Below are 25,264 nucleotides of genomic sequence, written 5' to 3' on the forward strand. Positions count from 1 at the left end.
CATGGCCGGGAACATGATCACGCTGAACAACGGCGTCCAGGTTCCGCAAACCGGCTTCGGCGTCTTCCAGGTTCCGCCGGACGAGACGCAGGCGGCGGTGGAGCGGGCGATCGAGATCGGGTACCGGCACATCGACACCGCGGCGGCGTACAACAACGAAGCCGGCGTGGGTGCCGCCGTACGTGCCAGTGGACTCCGGCGCGAGGAACTGTTCGTCACCACCAAGCTGCGGAACGGCGAGCACGGTTACGAGTCCGCGCTGGCGGCGTACGACGAGACGCTGGGACGGCTGGGTCTGGGCTACGCGGACCTGTACCTCGTGCACTGGCCGAACCCGGCGGCGGATCTCTATGTCGACAGCTGGCGTGCCCTGGAACGGATCTACACCGAAGGGCGGGTGCGGGCGATCGGGGTGTCCAACTTCCTGCCCGAGCATCTGGATCGGCTGGCGAAGGAAAGTGAGGTCGTCCCGGCCGTCAACCAGATCGAGCTGCATCCCAGTTATCAGCAGCGCGAACTGGTCGAGCTGTGCCGGGAGCGGTCGATCGCGGTCGAGGCGTACTCGCCGCTCGGTCAGGGCGGCGACCTCGATCATCCTGTGCTGGCGTCGATCGCTGAGGCCCACCAGGTGTCACCGGCGCAGGTGGTCCTGCGGTGGCACCTGCAGCTCGGGCACATCGTCATACCGAAATCGGTCACTCCGGAACGGATCCGCGCCAACTTCGAGCTCGGCGGGTTCGCGCTGACCGACGAGGAGGTCGCGTCGGTCAGCGCGCTGGAGCGCGGCAACCGGCTCGGCAACGATCCGCGCACGTTCGCGATCAGTCAGATCAGGTAGCCCGGATCATGACGAGCAGATCGGTGCTACTCACGCGGCGGCAGGCCCGCCGGTCGCGGGCCGGTACGACGACTGCCGAGGACCGGCGGCACGGCTGGCAGAAGACCACCTGGATCTGGATCTTTCTGCTGCCGACCGTGGTGCTGTACGGGCTCTACACGCTCTACCCGATCATCGCCAGCTACTGGTACTCGCTGGTCGAGTGGAACGGGTTCGACGCCGACCAGCAGTTCGTCGGCCTGAGCAACTACCGGGCGGTCTTCGCGGATCCGCTGTTCTGGAACTCGTTCAAGGTCACGTTGTTCTTCATGCTGCTGGTGGTGCCGGCACGGGTGCTGCTCACGCTGCTCGTGGCGATGATCCTCAACTCCCCGAAGCTGCCGCTGATCGGCGTCCTGCGGTCCGCGTTCTTCATCCCGGTCGTGACCACGACGGCGATCATCGGCGTGGTGATGCGGTTCATCCTCGATCCGGCGAGCGGCCCGATCAACTCCGCGCTGCTGAAGCTCGGTGGTGGCGGCGTCGACTTCCTGGGCGACCAGCACCTGGCCCTGCCGACGGCGGCGGTGCTGTACGTCTGGAAGTTCTTCGGCGTCACGATGATCTACTGGCTCGCGGCGCTGCAGACCATCCCGTACCAGCTGTACGAGGCGGCGCGGATCGACGGCGCGGGCACCTGGCAGCTCTTCCGGTACATCACGCTGCCGATGCTCAAGCCGTTCCTGATCATCATCACCGTGCTGACGATCGAGGAGACGTTCCACAACTTCGACCTGATGTACACGCTGACCGGCGGCGGCCCGTACTTCCACACCGAGATCATCGAGATCTACATCTACCGGTGGGCCTTCGCCGCCTCGATCCCGCAACTCGGGCACGCGTCAGCCGCCGCGGTGATCTTCGGGCTGCTGGTCGCGATCGTCGGCGCCCTGCAGCTGTGGGGCGTGTACGCCGGCCGCCGGCTGAGAGGAGAACAGCGATGACCGCGCATCTCGTCGTCCGTACGGACCGGCAACGGCGTCTGCTGCACCGGCTGCCGTGGTGGATCGCCGCGCTCTTCCTGGTGGGAATCGCGGTCATCTGGATCTTCCCGTTCCTGTGGATGCTGTCCGCGTCGCTGAAGGACAACATGGAGATGTTCTCCGGTGGCCTCGACCTGTGGCCGGAGACGTTCGTCTGGGACAACTACGTGCGGGCGTGGAACGACGCCAACTTCGGTCGCTACCTGATCAACACCGTGGTCGTCACGGTGGTCACCGTCGTGATCGTCACCATCCGCTGTGCGACCGCGGGCTACGTCCTGGCGCGCTACCGGTTCCGCGGCTCGAAGCTGTTCCTCGGCGTCCTGGTCGCGACCCTGTTCGTCCCGACCGGCTACACGATCATCCCGGTGGTCAAGATCTCGATGCAGCTGCACCTCATCGACTCGCTGGGTGGGATGATCCTGGCGCTCAGCGGCGGGGCGTACGTGTCGGCGATCCTGCTGTACTACGGGTACTTCCGGCAGATCCCCCGCGAGCTGGAGGAGGCCGCGGTCGTCGACGGCGCCGGCTTCGTCCGGACGTTCTTCTCGGTGATGCTGCCGTTGGCGATGCCGGTCACGGCGACTGTCGCAGTACTCACCTTCATCACCACCTGGAACGCCTTCTTCCTGCCGCTGGTGTTCACGTTCAGCCGGCCGGACCTGCGGACGGTCAGCGTCGGCATGCAGGCGTTCGTCGGCGAGACCGCCACCGACTGGGCCGGGATGGCCGCGGCCGGCGTGATCTCGATCGTCCCGGTGGTGGTGCTCTTCATCGTCCTGCAGCGCTACTTCGTCGAGGGAATCTCCGGAGCAGTCAAGTCCTGAAGAACGGAAACCGCCATGACCCGATTGACACGTCGCAGCCTGCTCAGCGCATCGGTTCTCGCTGCCGTTGGCGCCGCGACCGGATGCAGCAGCTCGACAGACAACGCCGGCGGCGCGACCGGCGGCGGCACCACCGGTTCGCTGGACTGGTGGGACCACTTCAGCTCGTTCAAGCGCCTCAACGACGACTGGGCCAAGACGCAGTCGCCGGCACTGAAGACGAACGTCGCGCACACGTACTACGACGCTTCGAAGGCGACGCAGGCGTTCCAGCTGGCGCATCAGGCGAACAAGATGCCGGACGTCTACTCCAACGTGGTCGGCCTGCCGTTGCCTGCCCTGGTGAGTGGCAAGTGGGTGCACGAGATGACGATTCCGGCGGACATCCAGGCCAAGCTGCCGAAGGACGCGTTCACCGAGGGCATCACCCGGCTGGACGGCAAGCTGTACGGGTTCCCGATGTTCAGCTTCCGGCAGAGCTCGACGCTGGTGTGGGTGAACAAGGATCACTGGTCCAAGGCCGGGCTCGATCCGGGCAACGTGCCCAAGGACTACGCGGCGTTCAAGGACGCGCTGGGGAAGCTGAAGGACGCCGGGATCCAGCCGCTGACGCTGGCGATGGGTGCGGACGGCGGGCGGATCCGTGACCAGGTCGACGACCTGGCCCAGGCGGCCGGCTTCCCCGGCTATCAGGGGCTGCAGTTCACCACCGGCGAGTACGCGTACCACCACGACGCCTACGTCACGGTGATCGAGTTCCTGAAGGAGCTCAACGACGCCAAGCTGATCATGCCGGGCTCGAACAACTTCGGCGTCGTCGACGCCCGGACCCGGTACGCGTCCGGCGCGGTCGGGACGTTCATCGACGGCATCTGGTGCGCCGGCGGATCGAAGGCACTGGCACCGCCGATCGTCGACAAGCTCGCCTCCGGCCAGGTGCTGGTGCCGTCGGCGGGCATGGATCCGTGGTGCTACCGCGGCCGTCCCGCGGCGACGTACTTCGTCTCCGCGGACAGCAAGAACCCCGAAGCGGCTGGGCAACTGATCGCCTCCTTCATGTCCGACGACTACCAGAAGGGAATGATCGAGGCGATGGACCAGCCGCCGCTGAACCTCGACCTCGTCGCGTCGTCGAACGCGGTCGACGCGTACAAACAGGGCGTCGACTTCTGTAAGACGAACGTGTTCCTGATGCCCCAGGCGATCGTGAAGAACCCCGCGATCGCGAAGGTGGACGCACTGCGCAAACCCGTCACGCCGCACGTCGGCAACATCGTCCAGGGCTACCTCGGTGGATCGATCAAGGACCTCAAGGCTGAACTGAAGAAGCTGAGCGACGCCGCGACCGCCGACCGCGCGCAAGCACTCCAGAAGGCGAAGGCCGCCGGCGCGAAGGTTGCCGAGGGCGACTACGTCTTCGCCGACTGGAAGCCCGGCCAGGACTACGGGGCCGCGAAATGAACCGCACCGCGATCGTCACCGGCGCGGCATCACCCCGCGGCATCGGCCGCGCCACCGCCCTGCTCCTCGCCGAGCAGGGCTGGAACGTCGGCATCCTCGACATCGACAGCGCGGGCAGCAACGCCCTCGCCGCGGAGATCACCGAGAAGCACAACGTCAAGACCCACGCCGTCACGGCCGATGTGTCGGACGAAGCCCAGGTTCGTACGGCGATCGACGAACTGGAGGCCGCGCTGCCACCGCTCGCGGCCCTCGCCAACATCGCCGGCGTCAGCTCCCCGGTCCCCTACCTCGACCTGACTCCGGACGAGTGGCACCGCGTCATCAACGTCAACCTGAACGGCGTCCACTACGTCACCCGCCGGGTCGCCGAATCCATGGTGCGCCACGGCTACGGCCGCATCGTCAGCATCTCGTCGACCTCCGCCCAGCGCGGCGGCGGCACCTACAGCAAGACGCCGTACTCCGTCGCGAAGGCCGGTGTGATCGGCCTGACCCGAGCGCTGGCCCGCGAACTCGGCCCGCACAACATCACCGTCAACGCGGTGGCCCCCGGCCCCATCGACACCGACATCATGGGCGGGCCGCTCACTCCCGACCGTCGGACGACCCTCGCCGCGGACCTCCTCGTCAACCGTGTCGGCGAACCGAACGATGTCGCCTCTGCAATCGCCTTCCTCCTCTCCGAAAACGCCGGCTACGTCACCGGCCAGACCCTCAACGTCGACGGCGGTCTGTACATGCATTGAACGGGTCAGCTCGGCGCGGGGACGGCCTTCTCCGCGGCGCGGCTGACCTGTTCCCAGGCGGACCAGGTGTCCATGCGGCGGCGGGTGATGTCGAAAGCGACGTCGTACACCATGCTGCCGAGGAGCAGGCGTAGCGGCGGGTCGTCGCTGGCGACGAGCTTCAGCAGTGCTTCAGCGGCCAGGCGTGGCTCGCTGTCGATGGATCCTTCGGCCCACTGCTTCTCCAGGTCCGCGCGCAGTGGGTCATAGACAGGATTCGGACTGGTCGCGGTACTGCTGGTGTAGAGGTCGGTCCAGTACCCGCCCGGCTGGACGATGGTGACCTTGACGCCGAACCCGGCGGCTTCGGCGGCGAGCGCCTCGCTCATGCCCTCCAGCGCGAACTTGCTCGCGCTGTAGAGCCCGGTGCTCGGGAAGCCGCCGAGAGCACCGATGCTGGAGATCTGCACGATGTGGCCACTGCCTTCGGCGCGCAACTGCGGCAGCACTGCCTGACTGACCCACAGCGCACCGAAGAAGTTCAGGTCGAACTGGGCCCGGGCGGCCGCCTCGCTGAACTCCTCCACCATCCCGGTGAACAGCGATCCGGCGTTGTTCACGACGATGTCGAGCCGGCCAAAGTGCGCGGTCACCTTCTCGACCGCGTCGAAGACCGCCGCACGGTCCGTGACGTCGAGGCGCAGCGCCAGTAGCTGTCCGGGGTGCCGGGCGCCGAGCTCGTCGAGCGGTGAGATGTCGCGGGCCGCCCCGGCCACCCGGTCACCGGCCGCGAGGGCGGCTTCGGTGAACGCGCGGCCGAGCCCACGACTGGCTCCCGTGACGAACCAGACCCGGCTGCTTGAGGTTTCCATCCACCGCTCCTTCGATCAGCGAGACGAACCGTTGCGTCTCGCCAATAGATTAGCCGATCCAGAGCCGATGTCAAGACGGACCGTCTCGTCTCGCTTCCTGCTAGGCTGAGGGTATGTCCACGAGCCCCGATCCCAGCCGCCGCAGCCAGTCCTCGCGGCGGGCGATCCTCGGCGCCGCCCTCGACCTCGTCACCGAGGTGGGGTACACGAAGGTCAGCATCGAGCGGATCGCCGCGACCGCCGGCGTCGGCAAGCAGACGATCTACCGCTGGTGGCCGTCGAAGGGCTCACTGCTGTTCGACGCCTTCCTCACGTTGACCCAGACTGCCGACGGCTCGCTCGCCGGGTTGCCCGACACCGGCGACCTGGCCACCGACCTGAAGCACGTCCTGCGCGCCACCGTCGAGGAGCTGAACGATCCGCGGTACGACGAGACCATGCGGGCCCTGCACACCGAGGTCGTCCACGACGCGGCCCTGGCCGCCGAGTACGCGACCCGGTTGGACCACCCGATGCGGGAGCTGAAGAAGGACCGGCTGCGCGCTGCCCAGCGGGCTGGTCAGTTGGCTGAGGACCTCGACCTCGACGTCGCAGTCGAAGTGATCTTCGGTCCGGTCCTCAACCGGTGGCTGCAGCGCACCGGCCCGCTGGACACCGAGTACGTCGACAACCTCGTGGACACAGCCCTCAACGGCCTCCGACCACGCTGAACTCACCTGCTGAGGCGAAAAACCGGCCAGGCGATCTCGGTACGCCACGTCGCGGGGTCGACGTCGTCTCGAGGACCCACGGCGTACGTCTCCTGGACAGGTCCGGCGACCGACAGCGCGTGCTCGTGGACCCAGGTGGCGAGCCGGCCGTAGGTGACCTCGATGTCGTCGTGGGGACCCTTGTGGACCGTCGCCGCTAGTTCGACCGGCGGCAGCTCGACCGGACGCACCCGTCCGTACGACGGCGGTTCGGCCACCGGGTGGTAGACCCGCACCGTCCCCCGGCCGACCGTGAAGAGTTCGTTGTCGTAGTGCCCTCCGGGCGGCCCGAGCCGCCCAACGGGCACCGCTGCGTCGAGCTCCGCCATCGCGCCGTCGTACCACCGCAGCACCTCGTCGAGGGTCACCACAGCGGTGATCGCGGCAACCATCCGGGCGGGCTCCGAGCGCAGCTCCACCGCAGGCTCGCCGTCCGGCGGACCAAGCAGCCGCTGCAGCGATGTCACCGCCGCGCGGGTCCGGTCGAGCGAGGCTTGCAGCCGTTCCAGATGCACCGAGATCAGCGCGGCCCGCGCGTCCGGATCGGGCGTGGCCAGGATCTCGCCGACCTCGGCCAGCGGTACGTCGAGCTCACGCAGCCGGTGGATCACCTGGGCCGACGGGATCTGGCCGGTCGTGTAGTACCGGTACCCGCTGGACGGGTCGACCGCCGCAGGCTCGAGCAGACCGCTCTCGTGGTACCGCCGCAGCGTCCGCACACTGAGGTGCGTCGCCCGCGCGAACTCCCCAATCGACATCCCGCGTTTCACGACCACACCATGCACCCTCCCGCGGCGGGAGAGTCAACTCCTTGACCCTCCCGCCCGGAGAGCGCGCAGAGTCGACGCCATGGACCTCCCCGACACGATCATCAAGTACCTCGCCGCGCACACCGCCCGTGACGTCGGCACCGCGATCCAGACGTACGCCGACGACGCCGTGGTCACCGACGACGGCCGGACCTACCGCGGCCGCGACGAGATCCGCGCCTGGCTGAGCGACGCAGCCAGCGAGTACACGTACACGACCGAACTCACGGGCTCACGCAAACTCGACGACAGCACCTACGTCGTCACGCAGCATCTGGAAGGCGACTTCCCCGGCGGCACCGCGGACCTCGACTTCACCTTCGACCTCGACCAGGACCTGATCACCAGACTCGTCATCGCCGCGCAGCCGTGACCGACCCTCGGAGGATCAAGATCGCGACCACGGCACTCAGAATCAGGCAGAGCGCGCTCACCCCGACCTGGGTCAGCTGCCACGACCAGGTGAATGCCTGGAGCTCAAAGGCCGGCTGATCGCTGAGGTGGCCCGAGCTGACCGCGGCCGCGCGGCCGGTGCCGAGCTTTGTCGACAGGAAGCCCAGCAGCGAGGCACTGAAGCCGGCGATGACCAGTGCCTCGGCAGCACCGCGCAGCGTGTTCAGAAACCCTGCAGCCATCCCCACCGCATCCGGCGGGACCAGGCTCATCGCCTGCCCGTCCGTGATGCCGAACGACATCCCCATGCCGATACCGATCAGCAACAGAGGTACGGCGATCACGGCGACGGTGTGGTCAGGTCGCAGTACCACCATCCACAGGTTGCCACCGGCAACGAGGGCCAGCGCGGCCAGGATCAGCAGGCGCGGCGAGACTCCCCGGTTGACCAGCGACACGGCGGTCAACGGCATCACCAGAACCGGCGTGGTGAGCAGCAGCATCGCTACACCCGCCACCGCCGGGGACAGGCCGCTGGCAACCTGCAGGTACGTCGGCAGGAACACCAGCACGCCGAGGAAGCCGATCGAGGTCGTGAGCGTGGCCAGGCTCCACCCGAGGAACCCTCGGTTCGCCGTCAACGACGGCGCCAGCACCGGCGACGCACTGCGGCGCTGCACAGCCGCAAACGCGACCAGCGCGACCAGACCGACGACAAGCGCCACGAGCACCCGCGGATGTCCCCAGCCGAGCCCCGGCGCTTCGAGGACGCCGTACATCAGGACGGACAACGCCAGCACGAACAGCAGGCTGCCCAGCCAGTCAGCGGAACCGCCGAGAGTGCGCGACTCCTGCAGCCGCGTCGCGCCAACGGCGACGAGCAGGCCGAGGCACGCGAAGACCACGAAACTGCCGCGCCAGCCGGTCGCCGTGATCAGCAGCCCGGACAAGCTAGGGCCGATCGCGATACCGACACCTGCAACAGTCCCCATCAGCGCGAAGGCGCGATTCCGTGCCGGCCCGTCGTACGACGAGGCGAGCAGCGCTCCGCCCGCCGCCATCAGGCCGGCGCCGCCGGCTCCCGAGACGATGCGTGCCACGTCGGCGACCAGGATCGACGGGCTCAGCGCCGTACCGAGGAAGCCGATCGCGAAGGTGACCGCGGAGACGACGAAGACCCGGCGCCGGCCGATCCGGTCGGCGGTCGAACCGGCCACCAGGGTCATCGCGGCGAAGGCCAGGTTGTAGCCCGCGACCACCCAGTTCAGCGGCGACCCGGATGCGTCCAGTTCCTTACCGATACTGGGCAGTGCGACGGCGGTACCGGAGATCGACATCGCCACGAGGACCACGGCGGTCAGGACGACGGGAAGTGCGCTCATGCCGATCAGCTCAGCGCCTCAACCAGGGTTGAGCGCAAACCGTTGACCTCAACCTTGGTTGAACCAATAGCCTCCGTCCCATGGACGGGCACGTGGACACCACCGCTCCGCTCACGATCGGCGAAGTGATCCGGCGGACCGGCGTGCCCGCGTCCGCCCTGCACTTCTACGAACGCAAGGGCCTGGTGTTCTCGGCGCGCGACGGGCACAACCAGCGGATCTACGCACGGCACATGCTGCGGCGGATCTCGCTGATCATCATCGGCAAGCGGCTCGGCGTACCGCTGTCCGACCTGGCCGCCGTGTTCGCCGAGCTCCCCGCGGACCGTGAACCCACCCACGAGGACTGGCAGCGCATGTCGCGATCCTGGCGCCGCCAACTGCAGGAGCGCCGCCGGATCCTCGAGAACCTCGAGCACGAGCTCACCGGCTGCATCGGCTGTGGTTGCCTGTCGATGAAGGCCTGCGCCCTCCTGAACCCGGACGACGAACTCCGGCAGGAGGGCCCCGGCCCGGTCCGCCTCCAACGGCGGCCGAAGTCCTGACGATCAGAGGTTGGCGATGCTCGAAGCTCCACGGTTGCCGTTGGCGCCGATCGGCACCAGGGCGAAGGTCCGCCCACGCCCGAGGTCGACCGATTCCGCGAAGAGGACATCGCGATGCACCCGGCCCAGCCAGTGCCGCGCCGTTCGACCCAACTGAAGGACGTCGTACGCCGAAGCGTCCGGACGCAGCGACCAACCGAAGCTCAGGTGCCGCGTAGACCCAGCGCCGGCTCCTTCATCCTGCACAGCAAAACCCGCCACGCGGCCTGGCACGTCGAGCAACGTCCGCTGGTCCGACAGCAGCACCTTGCCGAGCCGGCCATTCCCCGCGCTACGAAGCGAAACACGCGCGATCCGGTCGTCCGCGCGCGCGACCGTCCCGCCGTACTCGATCCAGTCCCCCACCCGGCGGACAGGCGTCAATCGAGTCCATGAGATCCGCTCCGGCGCGGACCGGCGAGTGATGCCGATCTCGAGCTTCGACAAACCCCGCGCCACCACACGGACCTCTGTGTGATCCGCCTGCGTGATGTCGGTCTTGAAGAGATGCACAACCCCCGCACCGGACAGCGCGAGACAGTGAGCACCTTCGTACGCCGTACTCTCGTCGAGCGTCACGGTGACGCCGTCGGTCCAGTACTGCCAGGTCAGCGACCGATCCGCACAGCCCTGGTTGTCCCAGCCGCTGTCGCGGACCTGCTTGCCATCCAGGTAGAACGTGCTGCCGACGCCGATGTTGAACGTGGTCACGATCGGCAGTGCGCCGTACGGCGACCGCTCGACGATGCCGTGCGCGATCCCGTCCCACCTCTTGTAGTTCAGGACGTCGGTGCGGTACGGCGGCTGCCGTTCCTCCAGGCGGCCCGACGTCGCCGGGTTGCCGGTCGGGCCGGACCAGAACCGCTGCTCGAGGTCGCGGTACTTCGCGCGACCTTCCGGCGTTGTGGTACCGCCCGAGTTCGCGGCGGTGGCCCAGTACTGGTCCTCGACGAACAGCGCGACCGAGATCGGGCCGGGGTGCCCGGGGTACGCGTAGTCGGTGAAGCACTCCTCCGGGTTGAACCCGCCCTTCTGGTGCTCGACGCCGGCGAACGCGACCGCCCGCGGGTCGAACCCGGCGTCGGTCGCGGTCCTCGCGCTCTTCGTCAGGTCCGCGTCGACGTACGGCCAGCCGTAGTTGAGGAAGATCGAGTCGACGGTCTGGTCGCCGGGGGCGCCGAGCCACGGGACGTTCTTGTGGTTCAGCATGTTCTGGTAGTCGAGAACGCCGTTCGGCAGGTCCGCGTCGTAGTACTGCAGGTAGAAGTCCGGGTCCTGGGCCTTGATGTAGCGGAACAGGTCGCGGAGCTTGGCGGCCTGCGCGGCGGTGATCGCGGCCTCCTGGTTGATGAACAGCCCGTCGAAGCCGAACCACTGACGAATCTCGATCAGTTTGTCGCCGACCGGGAACGACCCGTCGGCCGCCTGGACCAGGAACTCGCCGAAGTCCACGCCGGTGCGCGGCCAGAACCAGCCGCCGATCGTCTTCACGCCGTTCTTGTGTGCGGCCTCGGTCCAGCCCGGGTTCGGGATGTCGACGACGCCGTAGTTCCGGCCGGGCGCGCTCGGGTCGGCGACCACGTCGCTCGGCACCGACGGCAGGACCTGCCCGTGCCAGGTGCCCCAGATGTCGATGTACGGCCAGAACCGCTGCGTGTAGGTGTGGCCCTCCAGGCCGGCCGGCTGGTTGCGGCCTTCGTAGATCGTGCCGGCGTCGTCCAGGCTGAGCGTCGACAGCCGGACCTCCGGATCCAGGTCCGGGTGCGCCTGTGTCGGCGCGAACGGCTCGATCCGCGGCGCCAGCGGGACCAGGCAGCGCAGGTGCCGCGCCCACGGATGCGTGCGCGGGTCGAACTCGAGCAGGTCCGCCGGGTTCCAGCCGTAGGTCGACGGCCCGGGCGGGATCCCACCCGACCCCGGCTTCGGTACTGCGGCATCCGCCGCCCCAGCGGCCCGCGCCGGAGCGACACCGGCCAGCGCCGCCGCCAACCCGGCGCCGCCGACCGTGAGCACTGTCCTCCGGGAGACCTTCAGCGGATCGGGCATCGCCTCACACTCCTCAGATATACCGGTTTAGTGTGCCCAGCATCCTAGGAGCGGGAGCTCAGCAGCAGAAGAGCTGAACTGGTTTTTCTCCAAGCGTCAAGAGACGTACGGACGACCCTTGCTGGTCCACTTGATCACGGCGGTGTAGGCCTGGCGCTTCTTCGAGTCCCGGACGCCGTCGTGGTTCGCGTCGACGTACGCGTGGAAGGCTATCCGGGTGGTTCCGCCGACGTTGATGACGGTGGCGCCGCCGGGACCGCAGAGCCTCACCGACGGGCCCTCGATCCGGGTGGAGCTGACGATCTTCGCGATGCTCTTGCCGACCACCCACGTACCGGTCCGGCTGTCCATCTGGACCGCGCGGATCTGGAAGCCGGACGCGTTCCGGTAGTCGCTCTTGTAGATCAGGTATCGCTTGCCGTCCTTGGCCCGGTACGCCGCCGGGTCGATCGCCTCGTACCCGCGCGACACCCACGGCGAGCAGACGATCGGCTTCGTACCGGGCGTGTAGGTGCCGGACGGTCGCCGCGAGGTCGCGACCCCGATGCAGTGCACGTGCCGGGACGCGGACCGGCCGGTGAAGTACATGACGTACAGCGGACCGCGGCTGTCGGAGCTCTGGAACACCTCCGGGGCCCAGAGCAGCGGCTTGCCCTTGTCGACCCAGGCCGGGATCCTCGCCATCGAACCCCCGGGGCGTTGGGTTGGGCCCGCAATGTAACCCGGCTACCGGGCCACCGTCAGAGACACGAGGTCGAAGCTGCCGTCGGTGGCGAACAGTCCCAGGTGCCCCGCGCCGAGGTCGTACCGGCGGAAACTCAACGCAACGCGGTCGTCCACGACCACCTGTCCCGTCGTACCGTCCAGCAACACCTGCACGGTGTGCCGGCCTGGCGGCAACGGACACGCCCGCTCCAGCTCCACCGCATACGGCACGTCGCCGTCGACCTGCCACTGCGCCGGACCGGTCCGCCCGCGCGGCCACTGATCGAGTACGACGCGGTCCCGAACAGGCTCGAGCCGTACGACGTTCGCGTGCTCGCCGTCGGCACTGGCGTGTAAAAGCAGACCGAACGCCTGCGCACTCTCGACATCGACCGTCAGCGTGATCAGGCAGCGCTCGGGCAAGGGCTCCCCGAGCCAGGCAGCGTACCGATCAACCGCGCCCTGCCCAGGAATCGCCGCCGCTCCGTCAACCGGCGCCAACGCCACCTGCCGGACATCGGCAAACGCCGCAACGACCTCCTCCGGGAACCCGAACGCCAGCGACCCATCGCCCTCCTGCCGCGCTTCGAGTACGGCGAGATCGCCGGCCCACTGCCACCGCCCCGCGTCGGAATCCCCTTGTTTGGTAGGGATCCAGCCGATGAAGAACCGTCGCGCCGCGAACTCGACCGACTTGGCCGCATAGAACGCCCGCCCGTCGACAGTGTCCCGACCGGGCGCCAGCCACGGACCGTCCGGCCCGCGCGCAACGCGGTACCGCGTCTGGAAGGCGTCCGTGAACTCGGAGTACACCAGGTACCACCAGTCGCCCCACCGGAACACGTCCGGGCACTCCTGCGTGATGAACCGGTGCGGCTCCCACAACGGCTCCGCGATCGTCCACTTCTCCAGGTCGTCCGAGGTCAGCCGCGCCACCACACCACACCGGCGATCGGGCGCGTCGGCGTACCGCGCGGCCAGCACCAGCTGCCACGGCTGATCGGGCGCCGTACGGTAGACGAACGGGTCGCGCCAGTCCTGGGGCACGTACCCGGGCGGTGCTCCGAAGGTGTGCTCAGGCAGCTTGGTCCATACCGTTGGATCGCCGTCGCTGACCGCGTGACAGACCACCTGGAAGGATCCGTCGGCGTCGCCGCGCCGCGGGTTGTGGCCCGTGTAGAAGAGGTGCAACCGCGAACCGTCCGCGACGACACTGCCCGTGTAGCAGTCGAAGTCGTCCGCGTCCCGGTCGCCGGCCCGCAGTACGACGCCGTGGTCCGTGTAGTGCACGAAGTCGGTGGTCGAGACCAGAGCCCATGGCATCCCGCTCTGACCGGCGGTCGGGTCCGCCGGACGCTCGTCCAACAGGTAGAAGAGCCAGATCCGGCCGGCGTGACTGAACGGGATCACGTCACCGACGAAGCCCGACTTCGGGCGCCAGTGGATCATTTCGGGGCCGCCTTCGGCCGCGGGCGGCGGCGTGGCGGATCACCGACCGACTCGCGCTCGATCAGCTCGCAGTCGACGATCACCCGCTCGGGCGCGTCGTCCGGCGCGGCCAATACCAACTCGCCGGCCCGGCGGCCGAGCATCAGGTGCGGCAACGCGGCGGTGGTCAGACCGGGACGGACCTGGTCCGCGACGTCGGGCTGGTCGTCGAAGCCGACGACGCTGACGTCGTCCGGGCAGTCGAGGCCGAGCGCGTGCAGCGCGAGGATCGCGCCGATCGCCATCCGGTCGTTGCCGCAGACGAGAGCGGTCGGCCGGTGTTCGAGCACCACCTCGGTCGCCAGGTCGTACCCGGATCCGATCTGGTAGTTGCCGTACCGGTGCACCAGATCGGCGGGTCGCAGCCCGGCCGCCCGCGCGGCGTCGTCGAACCCGCGGCGCCGTTCCTTGCAGGCGTAGTCGTTGCGCATCCCGCCGAGGAACGCGACCTCACGATGCCCGCGCTCGAAGACCGACGCCGCGGCGCGCCGCCCACCGGCGTACTCGTCGGCGAGCAGGATCGTGTCGGCGTGGCCTTCCTCGGGCCAGCAGTTGACGAAGATCGTCCGGATCCCGTCGAGCCGCGGGCTGCGGTGCAGCGGCTTCGGCGACAGCGACGCGTACACGATCGCGGCGACGCCCTGGCCGACCAGGTTCGCCACTGCGGCGTCACCCTGCTCCGGGTCGTCGGTCGTGTCGACAACCATCGTCACATAGCCGGCCGGCTGGACGACCTGTTGCAGGCCGAGCACGATCAGACCGGCGTACGGCTGGGAGACGATCCCGCTGGTGACGACGCCGACCGTGAACGACTTGTTCGACCGCAGCAGCTGGGCCGCCCGGTTCGGGACGAAGTCGAGCTCGGCGGCGGCCTCGAGGACGCGCCGCCTGGTCTCCTCCGCGACCGCGACGTCGCGGCGGTCGTTGAGCACGAACGAGACGGTCGGCTGGGACACCCCCGCGCGCCGGGCGACGTCGGTCATCGTGACGCGTTTCGGCCCGTCGGCCGGCTTCCTCGGCATCGGTCCCCCAAGAGTTGAACACCGCACGGTGCGCGGCGTCGTCGCCGCCGCTAATTAACTATCACAGTTCGACCCAATACGTATTGACCCCACCGTACACCGCTGCTACCGTCCCGGGTCAATACGTATTGGGCGGCGCGCCGGGCCGCCCGAGCGGTCAAGGAGGCAATCCCATGACAGGTACCCATCCCGCCGGTGGCTCGCTCGCCCGCCGGACCCTGCTGAAGGCCGGAGCCGGTGGTCTCGGGCTGGCCGCACTGGCCGACCTGGCCGCCTGCAGCAACGACAGCGGCGGCTCGTCGAAGTCGCTGAAGATGCTGTACTTCGGCGAGCAGGCGCAGGCGACCCAGCTGCAGAACCGGTTGCAGCCGCAGATCAGCAAACTCGACCCGGGCATCACCTTCGAGATCTCCGCGATCAACGGCACCGACTGGAACGACTTCCTGGCCAAGGTGCTGACCCAGATCGCCGCCGGCACCCCGCCGGACATCATCAGCGTCGCCACCGAAGGCCTGCAGCTGATGGCGTCGAAGGAGCTGGCGATCCCGCTCGACGACTACGTCACCAAGGACCTCGACGCGCTCAAGGAGTACTTCGCCGACATCCACCCGGCCCTGGTCGAGTCGATGATGTACCAGGGGCACCTGTGGGAACTCCCGGACAGCTTCAACGCCGGGAACATGTTCTACAGCAGCACGCTCTTCCAGCGCGCGGGCGTCGTACCGCCGAGCGAGAACTGGACGCTGCAGGACTTCGAGACCGCAGCCACCAAGATCGCGAAGTTCAAGGGCATCAACGCCTTCGGCTGGGTGGTCCGGCTGTGGGGCAGCTGGACGTCGTTCATGTACGCGAACAACGCCAACCTGCTCGAGGAGGGCAAGTACGACGGCGGCGACTGGCTGTGGAGCAAGGCGTACGCCGGTGATGCTGCCGCCGCCGGGCGGAAGGGCGGCTGGAAGTGGGGCGCGCCGACGGCGAACTCCGACGCCACGGTCGAGGCGCTGAACTACATGATCGAGCTGACCAAGAAGGGCCTGTCGCCGTCGCCCGACGTCGGCGGTGGCGGCACACTACAAGGTCTGTTCGCGTCGAACCGGATCGGGATGTCGATCGGCGGCGGGTTCTGGGCCGGCGGCCTGACCAACGCGGGCATGAAGAACGGCAGTTTCGACGTCACGATGTTCCCGAAGTGGAAGAGCCAGCGGCATCTGTTCGGCGCCGGCGGGTACGCGATCTTCAAGTCGTCGAAGAAGAAGGACCTGGCCTGGGAGGTCCTGAAGCTGCTGGTGAAGCCGGAGACGTTCGACCTGGTGTTCCCGGGCAACGTCACCACGCCCGGCCGCAAGTCCCTGGTGACGGCCGCGCGGTACGCCAAGACCGGGCCGAAGCACTGGTCCGTCTTCTACGACACGCTGACCAAGCACCCGGACACCGCGCCGATCCCCGCGCCGCCGTACTACAACGCGCTCGCGACCGCGCTGAATCAGCGGACCACCGAGGCGATCTCGTCCGGTAACGCCAAGGCAGCCCTGGACGGGTTGCAGTCCGACCTCGAGAAGGCCGCGGGGGCGGGCTGATGACTGCCGTCACCGCGGAGGTGCGGAACACGGCCGTGAAGCGCCGCCGGCATCCGGCCGCGCACGGTGAGGCTGGATTCGGGTTCGCGATGATCGGGCTGGCGGTGCTGTTCGTCGCGGTCTTCACCGCGATCCCGATCGTCGCGTCACTCGGGTTGTCGTTCTTCTCCTGGGACGTGATCTCGACGCCGGAGTTCGTCGGACTCGAGAACTACCAGCGGCTCTTCAACGACGGCCCGGTGCTCAAGTCCTTCGGCGTCACGCTGGGGATGGCGGTCGCGATCGTCGTACTGCAATTGACCATCGGCCTCGCGCTCGCGGTCCTGGTCAACCAACGCCGGCGGGTCTGGATGCGAACGGCGTTCCGTACGGCGTTCTACCTGCCGCTGCTGGCGTCGACGGCGGCCGTGTCGATCTTCATGGGCTACCTGTTCGACTACAAGTTCGGCGGGGTGAACTACTACCTCGGGCTGCTCGGCCTCCCGAACGTCCCGTGGCTGACCAGCGGTCTGGGTGCGGCGACGACGATCGTGCTGGTCGCGGTCTGGCAGCAGATCGGTTTCACGTTCGTGCTGTTCGTCGCGTCGTTGATGTCGGTGCCGACCGACGTCCTCGAGGCCGCGCAGATCGACGGGGCCGGGCCGTTGCGGACGTTGTTCCGGATCAAGGTTCCGTTGATCAGCCCGACGATCCTGTTCGCGGCGGTCGTCGCGCTGATCAACGCGATGCAGCTGTTCGACCAGCCGTACATCATGACCAAGGGCGGTCCGGGGACGGCGACCACGACGGTGACGATCTCCATGTACCAGAAGGGCTTCCAGAACCTGCAGTTCGGTTACGGCTCGTCGATCGCGATCGTGCTGCTGGCCGTGATCCTGATCATCACCGGGCTGCAGTTCCTCGCGGCACGAAAGCTGGTGTTCTACCAATGATCCGCTCCACCGGAACTCTCGCCCGGATCGGCCGGCTCACCGGCTTCGTGGTGCTGGTGATCGCCGCGATGGTTGCCCTCGGCCCGTTGCTGTGGACGCTCACCACCTCACTGCGGACGCCCGCCGAGGCGTTCACCAACCCGCCGCAGTGGATCCCGCTGAACCCGGACTTCTCCAACTACGGCGCGGTCTTCGACCGGATCCCGATCGGGCGGTTCTTCGTCAACAGCGTGATCGTCACCGGGCTGATCGTGGTCGGCCAGACCATCACCTGCACGCTGTCGGGGTACGCGTTCGCGATGATCAGCTTCCCCGGGCGCTCGGTGATCTTCGCGATCTTCCTGGCCACGATGATGGTGCCGCTGCAGACGATCATCATCCCGGTGTTCGTGATCATCCGGTACCTCGGGTTGTCGGACAGCCCGTTCTCGCTGGTGATCTCGGCCCTCGGCAGCGCCTTCGGCACGTTCCTGATGCGGCAGTACTTCCTGCAGATGCCTCGGGAACTGGGCGAGGCGGCGAGGATCGACGGCGCCGGGCACTTCCAGACGTTCCTGATGATCTACGCCAAGATGGCCGGTCCGGCGATCGCGACGCTCGCGATCCTGAACTTCTCCGGCTTCTGGGCGGAGTTCTACCGGCCGCTGATCTTCCTGCAGTCGCGGGACAACTTCACGCTGCCGCTCGGGCTCGTCGGTCTGCAGGGCAACCTCGGCACCGGTTCGATCTCGGTCGTGCTGGCGGGCGTCGTACTGGCGATCCTGCCGAGCGTAGTGCTGTTCGTCTTCGCCCAGAGATACTTCATCGCAGGCATCACGGCAGGAGCATCACGGTGACCCAGACCCAGTCCGCCTCCCGGTCGGCAGGCGCCGCCGCGCATCTACGGCCCGCCTTCCACATCCGGCCGCCGCGCGGCTACCTCAACGACCCGAACGGGCCGATCGAAGTAGGTGACGACGTACACCTCTATTTCCAGTCGCGCCCCATGCTCGACATGCACGTCCCGGTCGAGTGGGGGCACGCGACCTCGTCCGACTACGTGCGCTGGACGCTGCACCGGCCCGCCATGGCGCCGCAGCCGGGCGGTCCGGACACCGACGGCTGCTGGTCGGGCAACACAGTCCTGGACGACGGCCGGGTCCGCGCCTTCTACTCCGGGAACGTCGAGGGGCACCCGTACCAGTCGGTGCTCACGGCGGTGTCGGACGACGGCGGGATGACGTTCGGGCCGGCTCGTCAGGTGGTGCCGGATCCGGAGCAGGCGATCATGTTCCGCGATCCGTTCGTCTGGCGGGAGAACGGTGGCTGGTGGATGGCCGTCGGCACCGGGTACGTCGACCGGGCCGGCATCGCGCTCTACCGCTCGCCCGATCTCGAGCACTGGACGTACGACGGTCCGCTCGCCGAACTGCCCCGCGGGATCGCGGCCGGGGAGGACACCGGCGCCGCGTGGGAGTGCCCGCAGGTGCTCACCCTCGACGGCCGGCGGATCGCCGTCGTCGCGTCGTGGTCACCGGAGGGTGGTGCGGCGGAGGTGCTGTCGTTCGATGTCGACGGGCGGTTGAACCCGCAGCGCGTCGATCACGGTTCGAACTTCTACGCCGCGTCGGCGCTGCGGGACAGCCGATTCGGTCCGCTCCTCTTCGGCTGGCTGACCGAGGGCCGCGACCCGTCGGGGTGGACGGACGACTGGGCCGGGGTGATCTCGCTTCCCCGCGTGGTTGAGCTGGGCGTCGATGGTTCGCTTCGCAGTACGCCGGTGCCGACCATGGACACGCTCCGGGTTGGTCCGGGCTCGCCCGCCGACGGTGCGTCGACCGGCGCCCAGTGCGAGATCGCCGTACCCCATGGCCCTGGCCGGGTCGTCATCCACTTCAGTGACGAGGAACGGCTGGTGATCGAGCTCGACGCGGACTCGCTGACGATCGACCGGACCGCTGCCAGCCTGGACCGCCACGCACACGGCGTCCGGATGGAGGTTGGCGACGCCTTCGACCCGTCCGCGGACCGCCCGGCGGCGCGCATCTTCCTCGACGGCTCCGTCCTGGAAATCTTCACCAGCGCCGGCCGCGTCCTCAGCACCCGCATCTACCCGACCAGCCCACCCACCTGGCACATCGAGGCCCCGGCAGAAGCGCAGTACTGGCCCCTAGCGCAATAGAGAACCGGGGACACCGCGCACTGCGGTGTCCCCGGCCGAGGTACTTCAGATCCCTACTCGCTGATCAGCTGGTCGTAGTGCGTGGTGAGCGACACGTGGCTCACACCGTCGTAGACCTCGGGGACCTTGCCGTGCGACGTGATCACCGTAGCGGTGCCGTTCGCCTTGCTCATCGAGAACAGGTAGCCGGACTGGGTGTTGTGGTCGACGGCGGTGATGAGAGCGCCACCGCGGCTGCCGCAGCCCTGGACAACCAGGGACTCGTACGCCGCCCAGCCCGAGGACCGGACCAGCTTCAGCACCGGCTTCGCTCCAGCCGCGACCGGGATGCGAACGGTCCAGAGCGCGCCGGCGTTCGTCGTCATCAGCAGCGTGTCGTACGTCGCGGTCTCGCTGATCACCGTCATCGCCTTGAAGCCACGGAAGCCCGGGAGCGGACCGAGGGCCCGGAAGCCGGCGCCGACGATCTGGTAGCGGTACAGGCTGCCGTTGGTGTTCAGGCCGTACAGGTACGCGTGCCGGGGCGCCGCGACGCTGTAGTTCGACGTGGCGATGGACTTGAAGCTGGTCCAGCCGGTGCCGACCTTCTTGAAGGTGGGCACCCAAGTGCCTTCCTCGCCGTTGTCCCGCAGGTACGACGTGTGGCGGTACAGGCTGCCGCCCTGCAGGAGCAGGCCGTAGAAGTAGACCTGCGTGCCCGACGCGTTCACGGCGCCGTACCAGGTCGAGTTCGCGCGGGTGCCGACGTACTTGAACGGCGTGCCCGAGTAGGAGGCGATGGGCCGCGTCGGCACCGCCCCGATGTCGCGCGCGGTGCCCGCGGCGTTCGGCGCCATGACATCGCTGGTGCAGGGCTCGCCGGCGTCGGCCGCCTTGATCGAGTTCGGCGTCAGCGACTTGGCGAAGCGTGGCTTCGGGTCGTCCTGGCCGGTGGCGGCGGCCGGAACGGAGGCGACGGTGGCAGCAAGCAGCCCCGCACCGGTCAATGCAAGCGCAAGGCGCTGCAACTTCATATGGAGTTCCCCCTCCAGAAAAAGTCTCGAAGAGCTCGAGATCGCGCCGACTCTAGCCGATGCCCCCGACAGTTGACGACAGTCTTGCAGCAAATTGCAATCGACTGTTTCAAGCGACAGCGCAGCGCTACGCTCAGAGTGATCCGCCGACAACAGACGGTCATGAATACGGCCTGCTTCGTCACCCGCTTCCCGGATACGGCGCTGACCGAAAACCTGCGCGAAGCGCCGAACCACGCGCACTGGCCTGCCCACCACGCGCTTCCGGGGTTGGGTCCCGGCATTATCGACAACGAATCGGACAACATGATCCGCATCGCCAGCCGAGGAACCCACCGTTGAGACAGCACCGGCCGGGGGCAGCTGATACAGGCCCAGCTCGAGGGGCCAGTTGAGACAGCAGCAGGTCGAGGGGCAGCTCATAGACGCGGACCGGGCACTCAGGCATACGCCGGTCCGGTCGACCAGGTCTGCACATCAGCGCGATCTCCACCGATGCGCCAACCGCCCGAGCGTCACCATGCCAAAGGGCCGGACCCCAACGCCGGAAGCCTCACGGCACCGAGGCGCGACTGGAGATCAGTTGCTCCGCGCCGATGCGTGCGGGCTGCGCTGAGTACCGGCGCGGCCGACGAGGATGCGACTGCACTACTCGCAGCGCTCAAGACAGCATCAGACCGAGGCAGCTCGCCCGCCGCGCGCGAACTGCACGCCCGCACGACCCCACCGTGGGTCAACCCACCAATCGCGACCACGCAGCAGGTGACGGACCCCAACGGCGCTCGTGACCCGCAGGCGACGGAACTCAACGACGCTCGCACCCCGCCGCGCAGGCTGACCTCAGTGGTTCTGGGCTCGCGCGTGTGGACGTGGGTGGGTGCCGTTGTGGTCGACGATGAAGCGGAACCCGTGCGGGCTGATCCACTCGACCGCACCGGTGGGCAGGCGTCGGTTACGCCACCCGCCGAAGGTTTTCGCGCGGTGGTGGAGTCGGCTTTGCGGTATGAGGTTGTCGAGGCTGGTTTGCCCCGGCCCGGGCGGACCGCCCGTTCTGGCTGGTGGCCCGGTCTTGGTGTGGCGGTAGGGGGTGATGTGGTCTTGGTCCATGGAGGCGGTGGCCTCGGCGGCGCCGTAGGGGAACATGTCCACCGGGTGGCGTAGCCGGACGCGTTCGCGGATCCGGTCGGGGATCTCGTAGCTGTGCACGCTGACCTGGTCGTGCAGGTCGATCACCGGCTTCACCACGACCTGAGCGTGCCCGAGCAGCTCGCGCAGCTGGCTCGCCAGCAACGGGCCGAGCTCCTCGATCCGCAACACCCCGCGGCCGGTGGCGAGGGTCTTGTCGGTCAGGTGCACGTACAGCGTGTGCCGGTTCCGACGGCGCCGACCGATCCCCTGAGTTGAGCCGCTGCCGGCTCCGAGCCCGTAACGGTGACTGTCACGCTTGATCGCAGCCAACCGCTCCGGCAGCGAACCCGCCAGCACCCGCCGCGAGAACCGATCCACACCATCCACACCATCCACATCATCCACTCCATCCACACCAACCGCGCCGCCCTCCACCCGAACGTCCGCGCTGGCGCCGGCCGCACCGCGCTCCTCGCAATCGGCCTCGCAATCGGCCTCGCAATCGGCCTCGCAATCGGCCTCGCAGCCGGCCTCGCAGCCGGCCTCGCTGTCGCACCAGTAGCCAGACGGCTCACTCAAGGGGTCATCGGCGGACTCGCTGGCAGGGCGGTGGCCGGGATCCGCAGGAGCCGTCGCGGCGTCGTCGGCGAAGTCGTCCGCCCAGTCCATAGGGTCGGCCGACTCGGCGCCGTCGGCGGGGCTGTGCGCGGGGGCTGGTGTGGTGTTGGGCAGGGTTTGGGCGAGGTAGCGGGCTACTTGGAGGAGGTAGTGGGCTGCTTCGGGGTCGGCGATCCAGTCGATGGCCTTCGCGCGGCGTTCGTCGAGGGGGTCGGGGTCGCCGAGGATGGCGAGGGCGCGGGCGAGGTCGTCGATGGTGGCGTCGAAGCGGATCACGGCGCCGGCGGCGGCGCGGACCCAGATGCGTTTGGTGCCGTGTTCGTCGGACTGGGCGACGAACACGCCGCGGGTTTTCGCGGCTGCTCGGGCGTCGGCCTCGGCCTGTTCGGGGTCGGCTTCCCATACCGCGGCGGTGACGATCGACTTGAGTTTGCCCGGGGTGACGGTGTTGACGATGCCGGCCACGCGGCGGTCGACGATCGCGGCGGCTTCCTGGGAGAGGGTGAGGCAGGCGTGGGCGATCTTGCGGGCCCGCCACGACAGTGCCTGGCCGGACAGTACGGCGGCCCACACTTTGGGGAGGCGGTGGCGTAGGGCGAGGGCTTCGCCGATCAGACAGGCGGCGGCGCCGCTGGACATGCCGAGGACCGCGCCGAACTCGATCGGGGCGAACTCGGCGACGCCGGGGCAGCCGTCGCCGCCGTAGACCAGGTGCCGTTCGTGGCCGGGCAGCGGCTGGTAGCCCTCGACCACGGCGTTGTGGTCGGCAAACGCCAGCGCGGCGCGCAGGATGCCGACCGCGGCCTGTTCTTGAGCCCGGGCGTACTCGGCGGCCACGGACAGCAGGTCCGTGTCGCTGAGTCCATCCAGATCATCGTCGAACATGTGTTCTATTGTAGGTCACGAAATGGTTACGGGCAAATCGGCTATGCACCGGAATCCCTTACCTGTAAGGGATTCCGGCTGCTTCTGGCTGTTGCGGCGCGGATGGTCGGGGTGCGGTTGCGCAGTCGTCGCGGGCCGGGTCGCGGGCGTGTCGTTCCGGTTGGTTCCGGGTGGGACGTCGGCCCTGGTCGTCGCCCGCGAGCGGCAGCTCGCAAACCTCGCCGGCGGCAGCCCGCAACTCCCGGCCCAAGCCGGATCGCCCGGCGGCAGCCGGAACAGCCGGCGTAAGCCGGAACAGGGTCAAGTCCTGTGGAGTGGTGTACGACGTTTGCTCCTTCGTTGTTGTGTGGTTAGGCGCTGATGGTGGCTGTGGTGGTGTCCTCCTGGGGAGCGGTGCTGGTGATGAGGGTGAGCCGGCTGCGGTGGAGGACGTCGAGGCCGAGGTAGCGGCGGCCGTCGGCCCATTCGTCGTGTTGTTCTGCGAGAACGGCGCCGACGAGGCGGATGATCGAGGCGCGGTCGGGGAAGATGCCGACGACGTCGGTGCGGCGGCGGATCTCGCGGTTGAGGCGTTCGTTGGGGTTGTTGGACCAGATCTGTCGCCAGACATCGCGCGGGAACGCGGTGAAGGCCAGCACCTCGTCGCGGGCGGCGTCGAGGTGTGCGTGAACGTCGGGCAGGGTGTGCTCGGTCTGGTCGAGAAGCTTGTCGTATTGGGTGTGGACGGCGGCGGCGTCGATCTGGTCGAACACCGAGTGCAGCATCGCCTTCACCCCGCCCCAGGCATGCTTGGGGCAGGTCGCCATCAGGTTGGCGGTGTAGTGGGTGCGGCAACGCTGCCAGGACGCGCCGGGCAGATTGGCTCCGATCGCGTCGACCAGGCCGGCGTGGGCGTCGGAGGTGACCAGGGCGACGCCGTTGAGGCCACGGGCGACCAGGTCCTTGAAGAAGCTGTTCCAGCCCGCACCCGACTCGGCCGTACTAGTGGCGACCCCGAGGATCTCGCGGAACCCATCAGCGTTCACAGCGGTCGCGACCATGACCGCGATCTTGATCACCCGGCCGCCCTCGCGGACCTTCATCGTCAACGCGTCCGCGGCCAGGAACGTGTACGGTCCCTCGTCCAGCGGCCGTTCCCGGAAGTCGCGCACGAGCTCGTCGAGGTCACGTGCCATCACCGACACCTGGGACCGGGACAGGCCGGTGATGCCCAGCGACTGCACGAGCCGGTCCATCCGCCGTGTCGACACCCCGAGCAGGTAACACGTCGCCACCACCGACGTCAGAGCCGCCTCTGCGCGTCGGCGGCGTTCCAGCAGCCAGTCCGGAAAGTAGGTTCCTTCGCGAAGTTTGGGGACCGCGACATCCAGGGTGCCGACGCGGGTGTCGAGCTCGCGGTGGCGGTATCCGTTGCGGGAGTTCACCCGGCCCGGGTCACGCGTGCCGAACGCGGCACCACACACGCTGTCGGCGTCCGCGGACAGCAACGTGTTGATGAACCCTTCCATCAACTCACGCAACAGGTCCGGGCTGGCCTGCTCGAGATGCTCGTGCAGGAACTCGGCAGGGTCGATACTGGAGCCAGCGGTCATCGCGGTTTCCTTCTTCGAGTCGGTTGTGAGAGATCACTCGAAGGATCACCCGATGACCGCGTTCACGTTCCCGCGACGCACCGGGCTCTCGCCGTACACCACTCTGCTGGACTCGACTCGGAACAGTCGGCGGTAGCCGGAACAGTCGGCGGTAGCCGGAACAGTCGGCGTAAGCCGGAACAGGCCAGGCGTAGGCGCAATGGCTCGGCGCAAGCCGCAACAGCCCGGCGTAAGCCCGAAGATCCCGGCGGAGCCGGAAACACCGGCGCACGCCGGAATGGCCGGGCGGTAGCCGAACGGCCCGGCGGAGCCGGACAACCCGGCGCAAGCCGGAACAGCCGGGCGCAAGCCGGAACAGCCGGGCGCAAGCCGGAACAGCCGGCGCATGCCGGATCGCCCGGCGGTAGCCGGAAACCCGGCGCAAGCCGGAAG

23 protein-coding genes are annotated in these 25,264 nt (G+C 68.2%); 13 read left to right on the top strand and 10 right to left on the bottom strand.

Going from position 1 to position 25,264, the window contains the following annotated elements; translation table 11 throughout:
- The first annotated feature begins 1 nt into the window (after position 1).
- Genes ABN611_RS03735 through ABN611_RS03755 form a run of 5 tightly spaced genes read left to right on the top strand, consistent with a single transcriptional unit; the run spans position 2 to position 4,897 of the window.
- Positions 2 to 838 carry an aldo/keto reductase gene (locus ABN611_RS03735; protein ID WP_350278343.1) on the top strand — a complete coding sequence of 279 codons (837 nt, stop codon included), beginning with the start codon at positions 2 to 4 and terminating at the stop codon, positions 836 to 838.
- Positions 839 to 846: 8 nt separating this feature from the next.
- A complete protein-coding gene (locus ABN611_RS03740; protein WP_350278344.1) occupies positions 847 to 1,821 on the top strand; it encodes a sugar ABC transporter permease in 975 nt (324 codons plus the stop codon).
- A complete protein-coding gene (locus tag ABN611_RS03745) occupies positions 1,818 to 2,687 on the top strand; it encodes a carbohydrate ABC transporter permease (RefSeq protein ID WP_350278345.1) in 870 nt (289 codons plus the stop codon). Before ABN611_RS03740 ends, ABN611_RS03745 begins: the two co-directional genes overlap by 4 nt.
- A gap of 15 nt (positions 2,688 to 2,702) precedes the next feature.
- The gene (locus tag ABN611_RS03750) at positions 2,703 to 4,148 is read left to right on the top strand and encodes an ABC transporter substrate-binding protein (protein ID WP_350278346.1); all 1,446 of its coding nucleotides are present in this window, start codon (positions 2,703 to 2,705) and stop codon (positions 4,146 to 4,148) included.
- Positions 4,145 to 4,897, top strand: a complete 753-nt coding sequence (locus tag ABN611_RS03755; RefSeq protein ID WP_350278347.1) for an SDR family NAD(P)-dependent oxidoreductase — start codon at positions 4,145 to 4,147, stop codon at positions 4,895 to 4,897. The genes ABN611_RS03750 and ABN611_RS03755 overlap by 4 nt, the downstream gene beginning before the upstream one ends.
- A 5-nt stretch (positions 4,898 to 4,902) precedes the next feature.
- Here ABN611_RS03755 and ABN611_RS03760 read toward each other — a convergent pair whose 3' ends face one another.
- Positions 4,903 to 5,748, bottom strand: coding sequence for an SDR family oxidoreductase (locus tag ABN611_RS03760; protein WP_350278348.1), 846 nt, complete (start codon positions 5,746 to 5,748; stop codon positions 4,903 to 4,905).
- A gap of 113 nt (positions 5,749 to 5,861) precedes the next feature.
- Here ABN611_RS03760 and ABN611_RS03765 point away from each other — a divergent pair, with 113 nt between their 5' ends.
- On the top strand, positions 5,862 to 6,458 hold the full coding sequence (locus tag ABN611_RS03765; protein ID WP_350278349.1) for a TetR/AcrR family transcriptional regulator: 597 nt from the start codon (positions 5,862 to 5,864) through the stop codon (positions 6,456 to 6,458).
- Between the two features lie 2 nt (positions 6,459 to 6,460).
- Here ABN611_RS03765 and ABN611_RS03770 read toward each other — a convergent pair whose 3' ends face one another.
- A complete protein-coding gene (locus tag ABN611_RS03770; RefSeq protein WP_350278350.1) occupies positions 6,461 to 7,273 on the bottom strand; it encodes a MerR family transcriptional regulator in 813 nt (270 codons plus the stop codon).
- Positions 7,274 to 7,346: 73 nt separating this feature from the next.
- On the opposite strand from ABN611_RS03770, the gene ABN611_RS03775 reads away from it, so the two are divergent.
- Positions 7,347 to 7,679 (top strand): nuclear transport factor 2 family protein, encoded by a 333-nt coding sequence (locus ABN611_RS03775; protein WP_350278351.1) that lies wholly within the window; start codon positions 7,347 to 7,349, stop codon positions 7,677 to 7,679.
- Here the strand turns inward: ABN611_RS03775 and ABN611_RS03780 are convergent.
- Positions 7,660 to 9,081, bottom strand: coding sequence for an MFS transporter (locus tag ABN611_RS03780; protein WP_350278352.1), 1,422 nt, complete (start codon positions 9,079 to 9,081; stop codon positions 7,660 to 7,662). The genes ABN611_RS03775 and ABN611_RS03780 overlap by 20 nt on opposite strands.
- Positions 9,082 to 9,161: 80 nt before the next feature.
- On the opposite strand from ABN611_RS03780, the gene soxR reads away from it, so the two are divergent.
- A complete protein-coding gene (soxR, locus tag ABN611_RS03785) occupies positions 9,162 to 9,626 on the top strand; it encodes a redox-sensitive transcriptional activator SoxR (protein ID WP_350278353.1) in 465 nt (154 codons plus the stop codon).
- A 3-nt stretch (positions 9,627 to 9,629) separates the two neighbouring features.
- On the opposite strand, the gene ABN611_RS03790 is transcribed toward soxR, so the two are convergent.
- From ABN611_RS03790 to ABN611_RS03805, 4 genes are all read right to left on the bottom strand, one after another.
- Positions 9,630 to 11,711, bottom strand: coding sequence for a hypothetical protein (locus ABN611_RS03790; RefSeq protein ID WP_350278354.1), 2,082 nt, complete (start codon positions 11,709 to 11,711; stop codon positions 9,630 to 9,632).
- 96 nt (positions 11,712 to 11,807) lie between these two features.
- Positions 11,808 to 12,395, bottom strand: a complete 588-nt coding sequence (locus tag ABN611_RS03795) for a family 43 glycosylhydrolase (protein WP_350278355.1) — start codon at positions 12,393 to 12,395, stop codon at positions 11,808 to 11,810.
- 42 nt (positions 12,396 to 12,437) lie between these two features.
- The gene (locus ABN611_RS03800) at positions 12,438 to 13,865 is read right to left on the bottom strand and encodes a glycoside hydrolase family 32 protein (protein WP_350278356.1); all 1,428 of its coding nucleotides are present in this window, start codon (positions 13,863 to 13,865) and stop codon (positions 12,438 to 12,440) included.
- The gene (locus ABN611_RS03805) at positions 13,862 to 14,926 is read right to left on the bottom strand and encodes a LacI family DNA-binding transcriptional regulator (protein WP_350278357.1); all 1,065 of its coding nucleotides are present in this window, start codon (positions 14,924 to 14,926) and stop codon (positions 13,862 to 13,864) included. The genes ABN611_RS03800 and ABN611_RS03805 overlap by 4 nt, the downstream gene beginning before the upstream one ends.
- 173 nt (positions 14,927 to 15,099) lie before the next feature.
- Between ABN611_RS03805 and ABN611_RS03810 the strand changes: the two genes are divergently transcribed.
- Genes ABN611_RS03810 through ABN611_RS03825 form a run of 4 tightly spaced genes read left to right on the top strand, consistent with a single transcriptional unit; the run spans position 15,100 to position 19,596 of the window.
- Positions 15,100 to 16,503, top strand: coding sequence for a sugar ABC transporter substrate-binding protein (locus ABN611_RS03810; protein WP_350278358.1), 1,404 nt, complete (start codon positions 15,100 to 15,102; stop codon positions 16,501 to 16,503).
- Entirely contained in the window at positions 16,503 to 17,435 is a 933-nt protein-coding gene (locus ABN611_RS03815; RefSeq protein ID WP_350278359.1) for a sugar ABC transporter permease, read from the top strand. Before ABN611_RS03810 ends, ABN611_RS03815 begins: the two co-directional genes overlap by 1 nt.
- Positions 17,432 to 18,271 (top strand): carbohydrate ABC transporter permease, encoded by an 840-nt coding sequence (locus tag ABN611_RS03820; protein ID WP_350278360.1) that lies wholly within the window; start codon positions 17,432 to 17,434, stop codon positions 18,269 to 18,271. Before ABN611_RS03815 ends, ABN611_RS03820 begins: the two co-directional genes overlap by 4 nt.
- Positions 18,268 to 19,596, top strand: a complete 1,329-nt coding sequence (locus tag ABN611_RS03825) for a glycoside hydrolase family 32 protein (protein WP_350278361.1) — start codon at positions 18,268 to 18,270, stop codon at positions 19,594 to 19,596. Before ABN611_RS03820 ends, ABN611_RS03825 begins: the two co-directional genes overlap by 4 nt.
- 53 nt (positions 19,597 to 19,649) lie before the next feature.
- On the opposite strand, the gene ABN611_RS03830 is transcribed toward ABN611_RS03825, so the two are convergent.
- Positions 19,650 to 20,609, bottom strand: a complete 960-nt coding sequence (locus ABN611_RS03830; protein WP_350278362.1) for a hypothetical protein — start codon at positions 20,607 to 20,609, stop codon at positions 19,650 to 19,652.
- A gap of 72 nt (positions 20,610 to 20,681) precedes the next feature.
- Between ABN611_RS03830 and ABN611_RS03835 the strand changes: the two genes are divergently transcribed.
- On the top strand, positions 20,682 to 20,951 hold the full coding sequence (locus tag ABN611_RS03835) for a hypothetical protein (protein ID WP_350278363.1): 270 nt from the start codon (positions 20,682 to 20,684) through the stop codon (positions 20,949 to 20,951).
- A gap of 498 nt (positions 20,952 to 21,449) precedes the next feature.
- Here the strand turns inward: ABN611_RS03835 and ABN611_RS03840 are convergent, their stop codons facing one another.
- Positions 21,450 to 23,240: a DUF222 domain-containing protein gene (locus ABN611_RS03840; protein WP_350278364.1), complete on the bottom strand. Its 1,791-nt coding sequence runs from the start codon at positions 23,238 to 23,240 to the stop codon at positions 21,450 to 21,452.
- A gap of 350 nt (positions 23,241 to 23,590) precedes the next feature.
- Positions 23,591 to 24,832: an IS256 family transposase gene (locus ABN611_RS03845; protein ID WP_350276715.1), complete on the bottom strand. Its 1,242-nt coding sequence runs from the start codon at positions 24,830 to 24,832 to the stop codon at positions 23,591 to 23,593.
- Positions 24,833 to 25,264: the final 432 nt, after the last annotated feature.

This window comes from Kribbella sp. HUAS MG21 (genome assembly GCF_040254265.1).
GTDB lineage: Bacteria > Actinomycetota > Actinomycetes > Propionibacteriales > Kribbellaceae > Kribbella.

Coding starts and splice junctions, on each gene's coding strand:
- ABN611_RS03790 (WP_350278354.1), bottom strand. CDS start 11,711: ATGCCCGATCCGCTGAAGGTCTCCCGGAGGACAGTGCTCACGGTCGGC.
- soxR (WP_350278353.1), top strand. CDS start 9,162: ATGGACGGGCACGTGGACACCACCGCTCCGCTCACGATCGGCGAAGTG.
- ABN611_RS03830 (WP_350278362.1), bottom strand. CDS start 20,609: ATGAAGTTGCAGCGCCTTGCGCTTGCATTGACCGGTGCGGGGCTGCTT.
- ABN611_RS03760 (WP_350278348.1), bottom strand. CDS start 5,748: ATGGAAACCTCAAGCAGCCGGGTCTGGTTCGTCACGGGAGCCAGTCGT.
- ABN611_RS03735 (WP_350278343.1), top strand. CDS start 2: ATGGCCGGGAACATGATCACGCTGAACAACGGCGTCCAGGTTCCGCAA.
- ABN611_RS03810 (WP_350278358.1), top strand. CDS start 15,100: ATGACAGGTACCCATCCCGCCGGTGGCTCGCTCGCCCGCCGGACCCTG.
- ABN611_RS03815 (WP_350278359.1), top strand. CDS start 16,503: ATGACTGCCGTCACCGCGGAGGTGCGGAACACGGCCGTGAAGCGCCGC.
- ABN611_RS03780 (WP_350278352.1), bottom strand. CDS start 9,081: ATGAGCGCACTTCCCGTCGTCCTGACCGCCGTGGTCCTCGTGGCGATG.
- ABN611_RS03745 (WP_350278345.1), top strand. CDS start 1,818: ATGACCGCGCATCTCGTCGTCCGTACGGACCGGCAACGGCGTCTGCTG.
- ABN611_RS03840 (WP_350278364.1), bottom strand. CDS start 23,240: ATGTTCGACGATGATCTGGATGGACTCAGCGACACGGACCTGCTGTCC.
- ABN611_RS03805 (WP_350278357.1), bottom strand. CDS start 14,926: ATGCCGAGGAAGCCGGCCGACGGGCCGAAACGCGTCACGATGACCGAC.
- ABN611_RS03740 (WP_350278344.1), top strand. CDS start 847: ATGACGAGCAGATCGGTGCTACTCACGCGGCGGCAGGCCCGCCGGTCG.
- ABN611_RS03795 (WP_350278355.1), bottom strand. CDS start 12,395: ATGGCGAGGATCCCGGCCTGGGTCGACAAGGGCAAGCCGCTGCTCTGG.
- ABN611_RS03820 (WP_350278360.1), top strand. CDS start 17,432: ATGATCCGCTCCACCGGAACTCTCGCCCGGATCGGCCGGCTCACCGGC.
- ABN611_RS03765 (WP_350278349.1), top strand. CDS start 5,862: ATGTCCACGAGCCCCGATCCCAGCCGCCGCAGCCAGTCCTCGCGGCGG.
- ABN611_RS03775 (WP_350278351.1), top strand. CDS start 7,347: ATGGACCTCCCCGACACGATCATCAAGTACCTCGCCGCGCACACCGCC.
- ABN611_RS03755 (WP_350278347.1), top strand. CDS start 4,145: ATGAACCGCACCGCGATCGTCACCGGCGCGGCATCACCCCGCGGCATC.
- ABN611_RS03750 (WP_350278346.1), top strand. CDS start 2,703: ATGACCCGATTGACACGTCGCAGCCTGCTCAGCGCATCGGTTCTCGCT.
- ABN611_RS03845 (WP_350276715.1), bottom strand. CDS start 24,832: ATGACCGCTGGCTCCAGTATCGACCCTGCCGAGTTCCTGCACGAGCAT.
- ABN611_RS03800 (WP_350278356.1), bottom strand. CDS start 13,865: ATGATCCACTGGCGCCCGAAGTCGGGCTTCGTCGGTGACGTGATCCCG.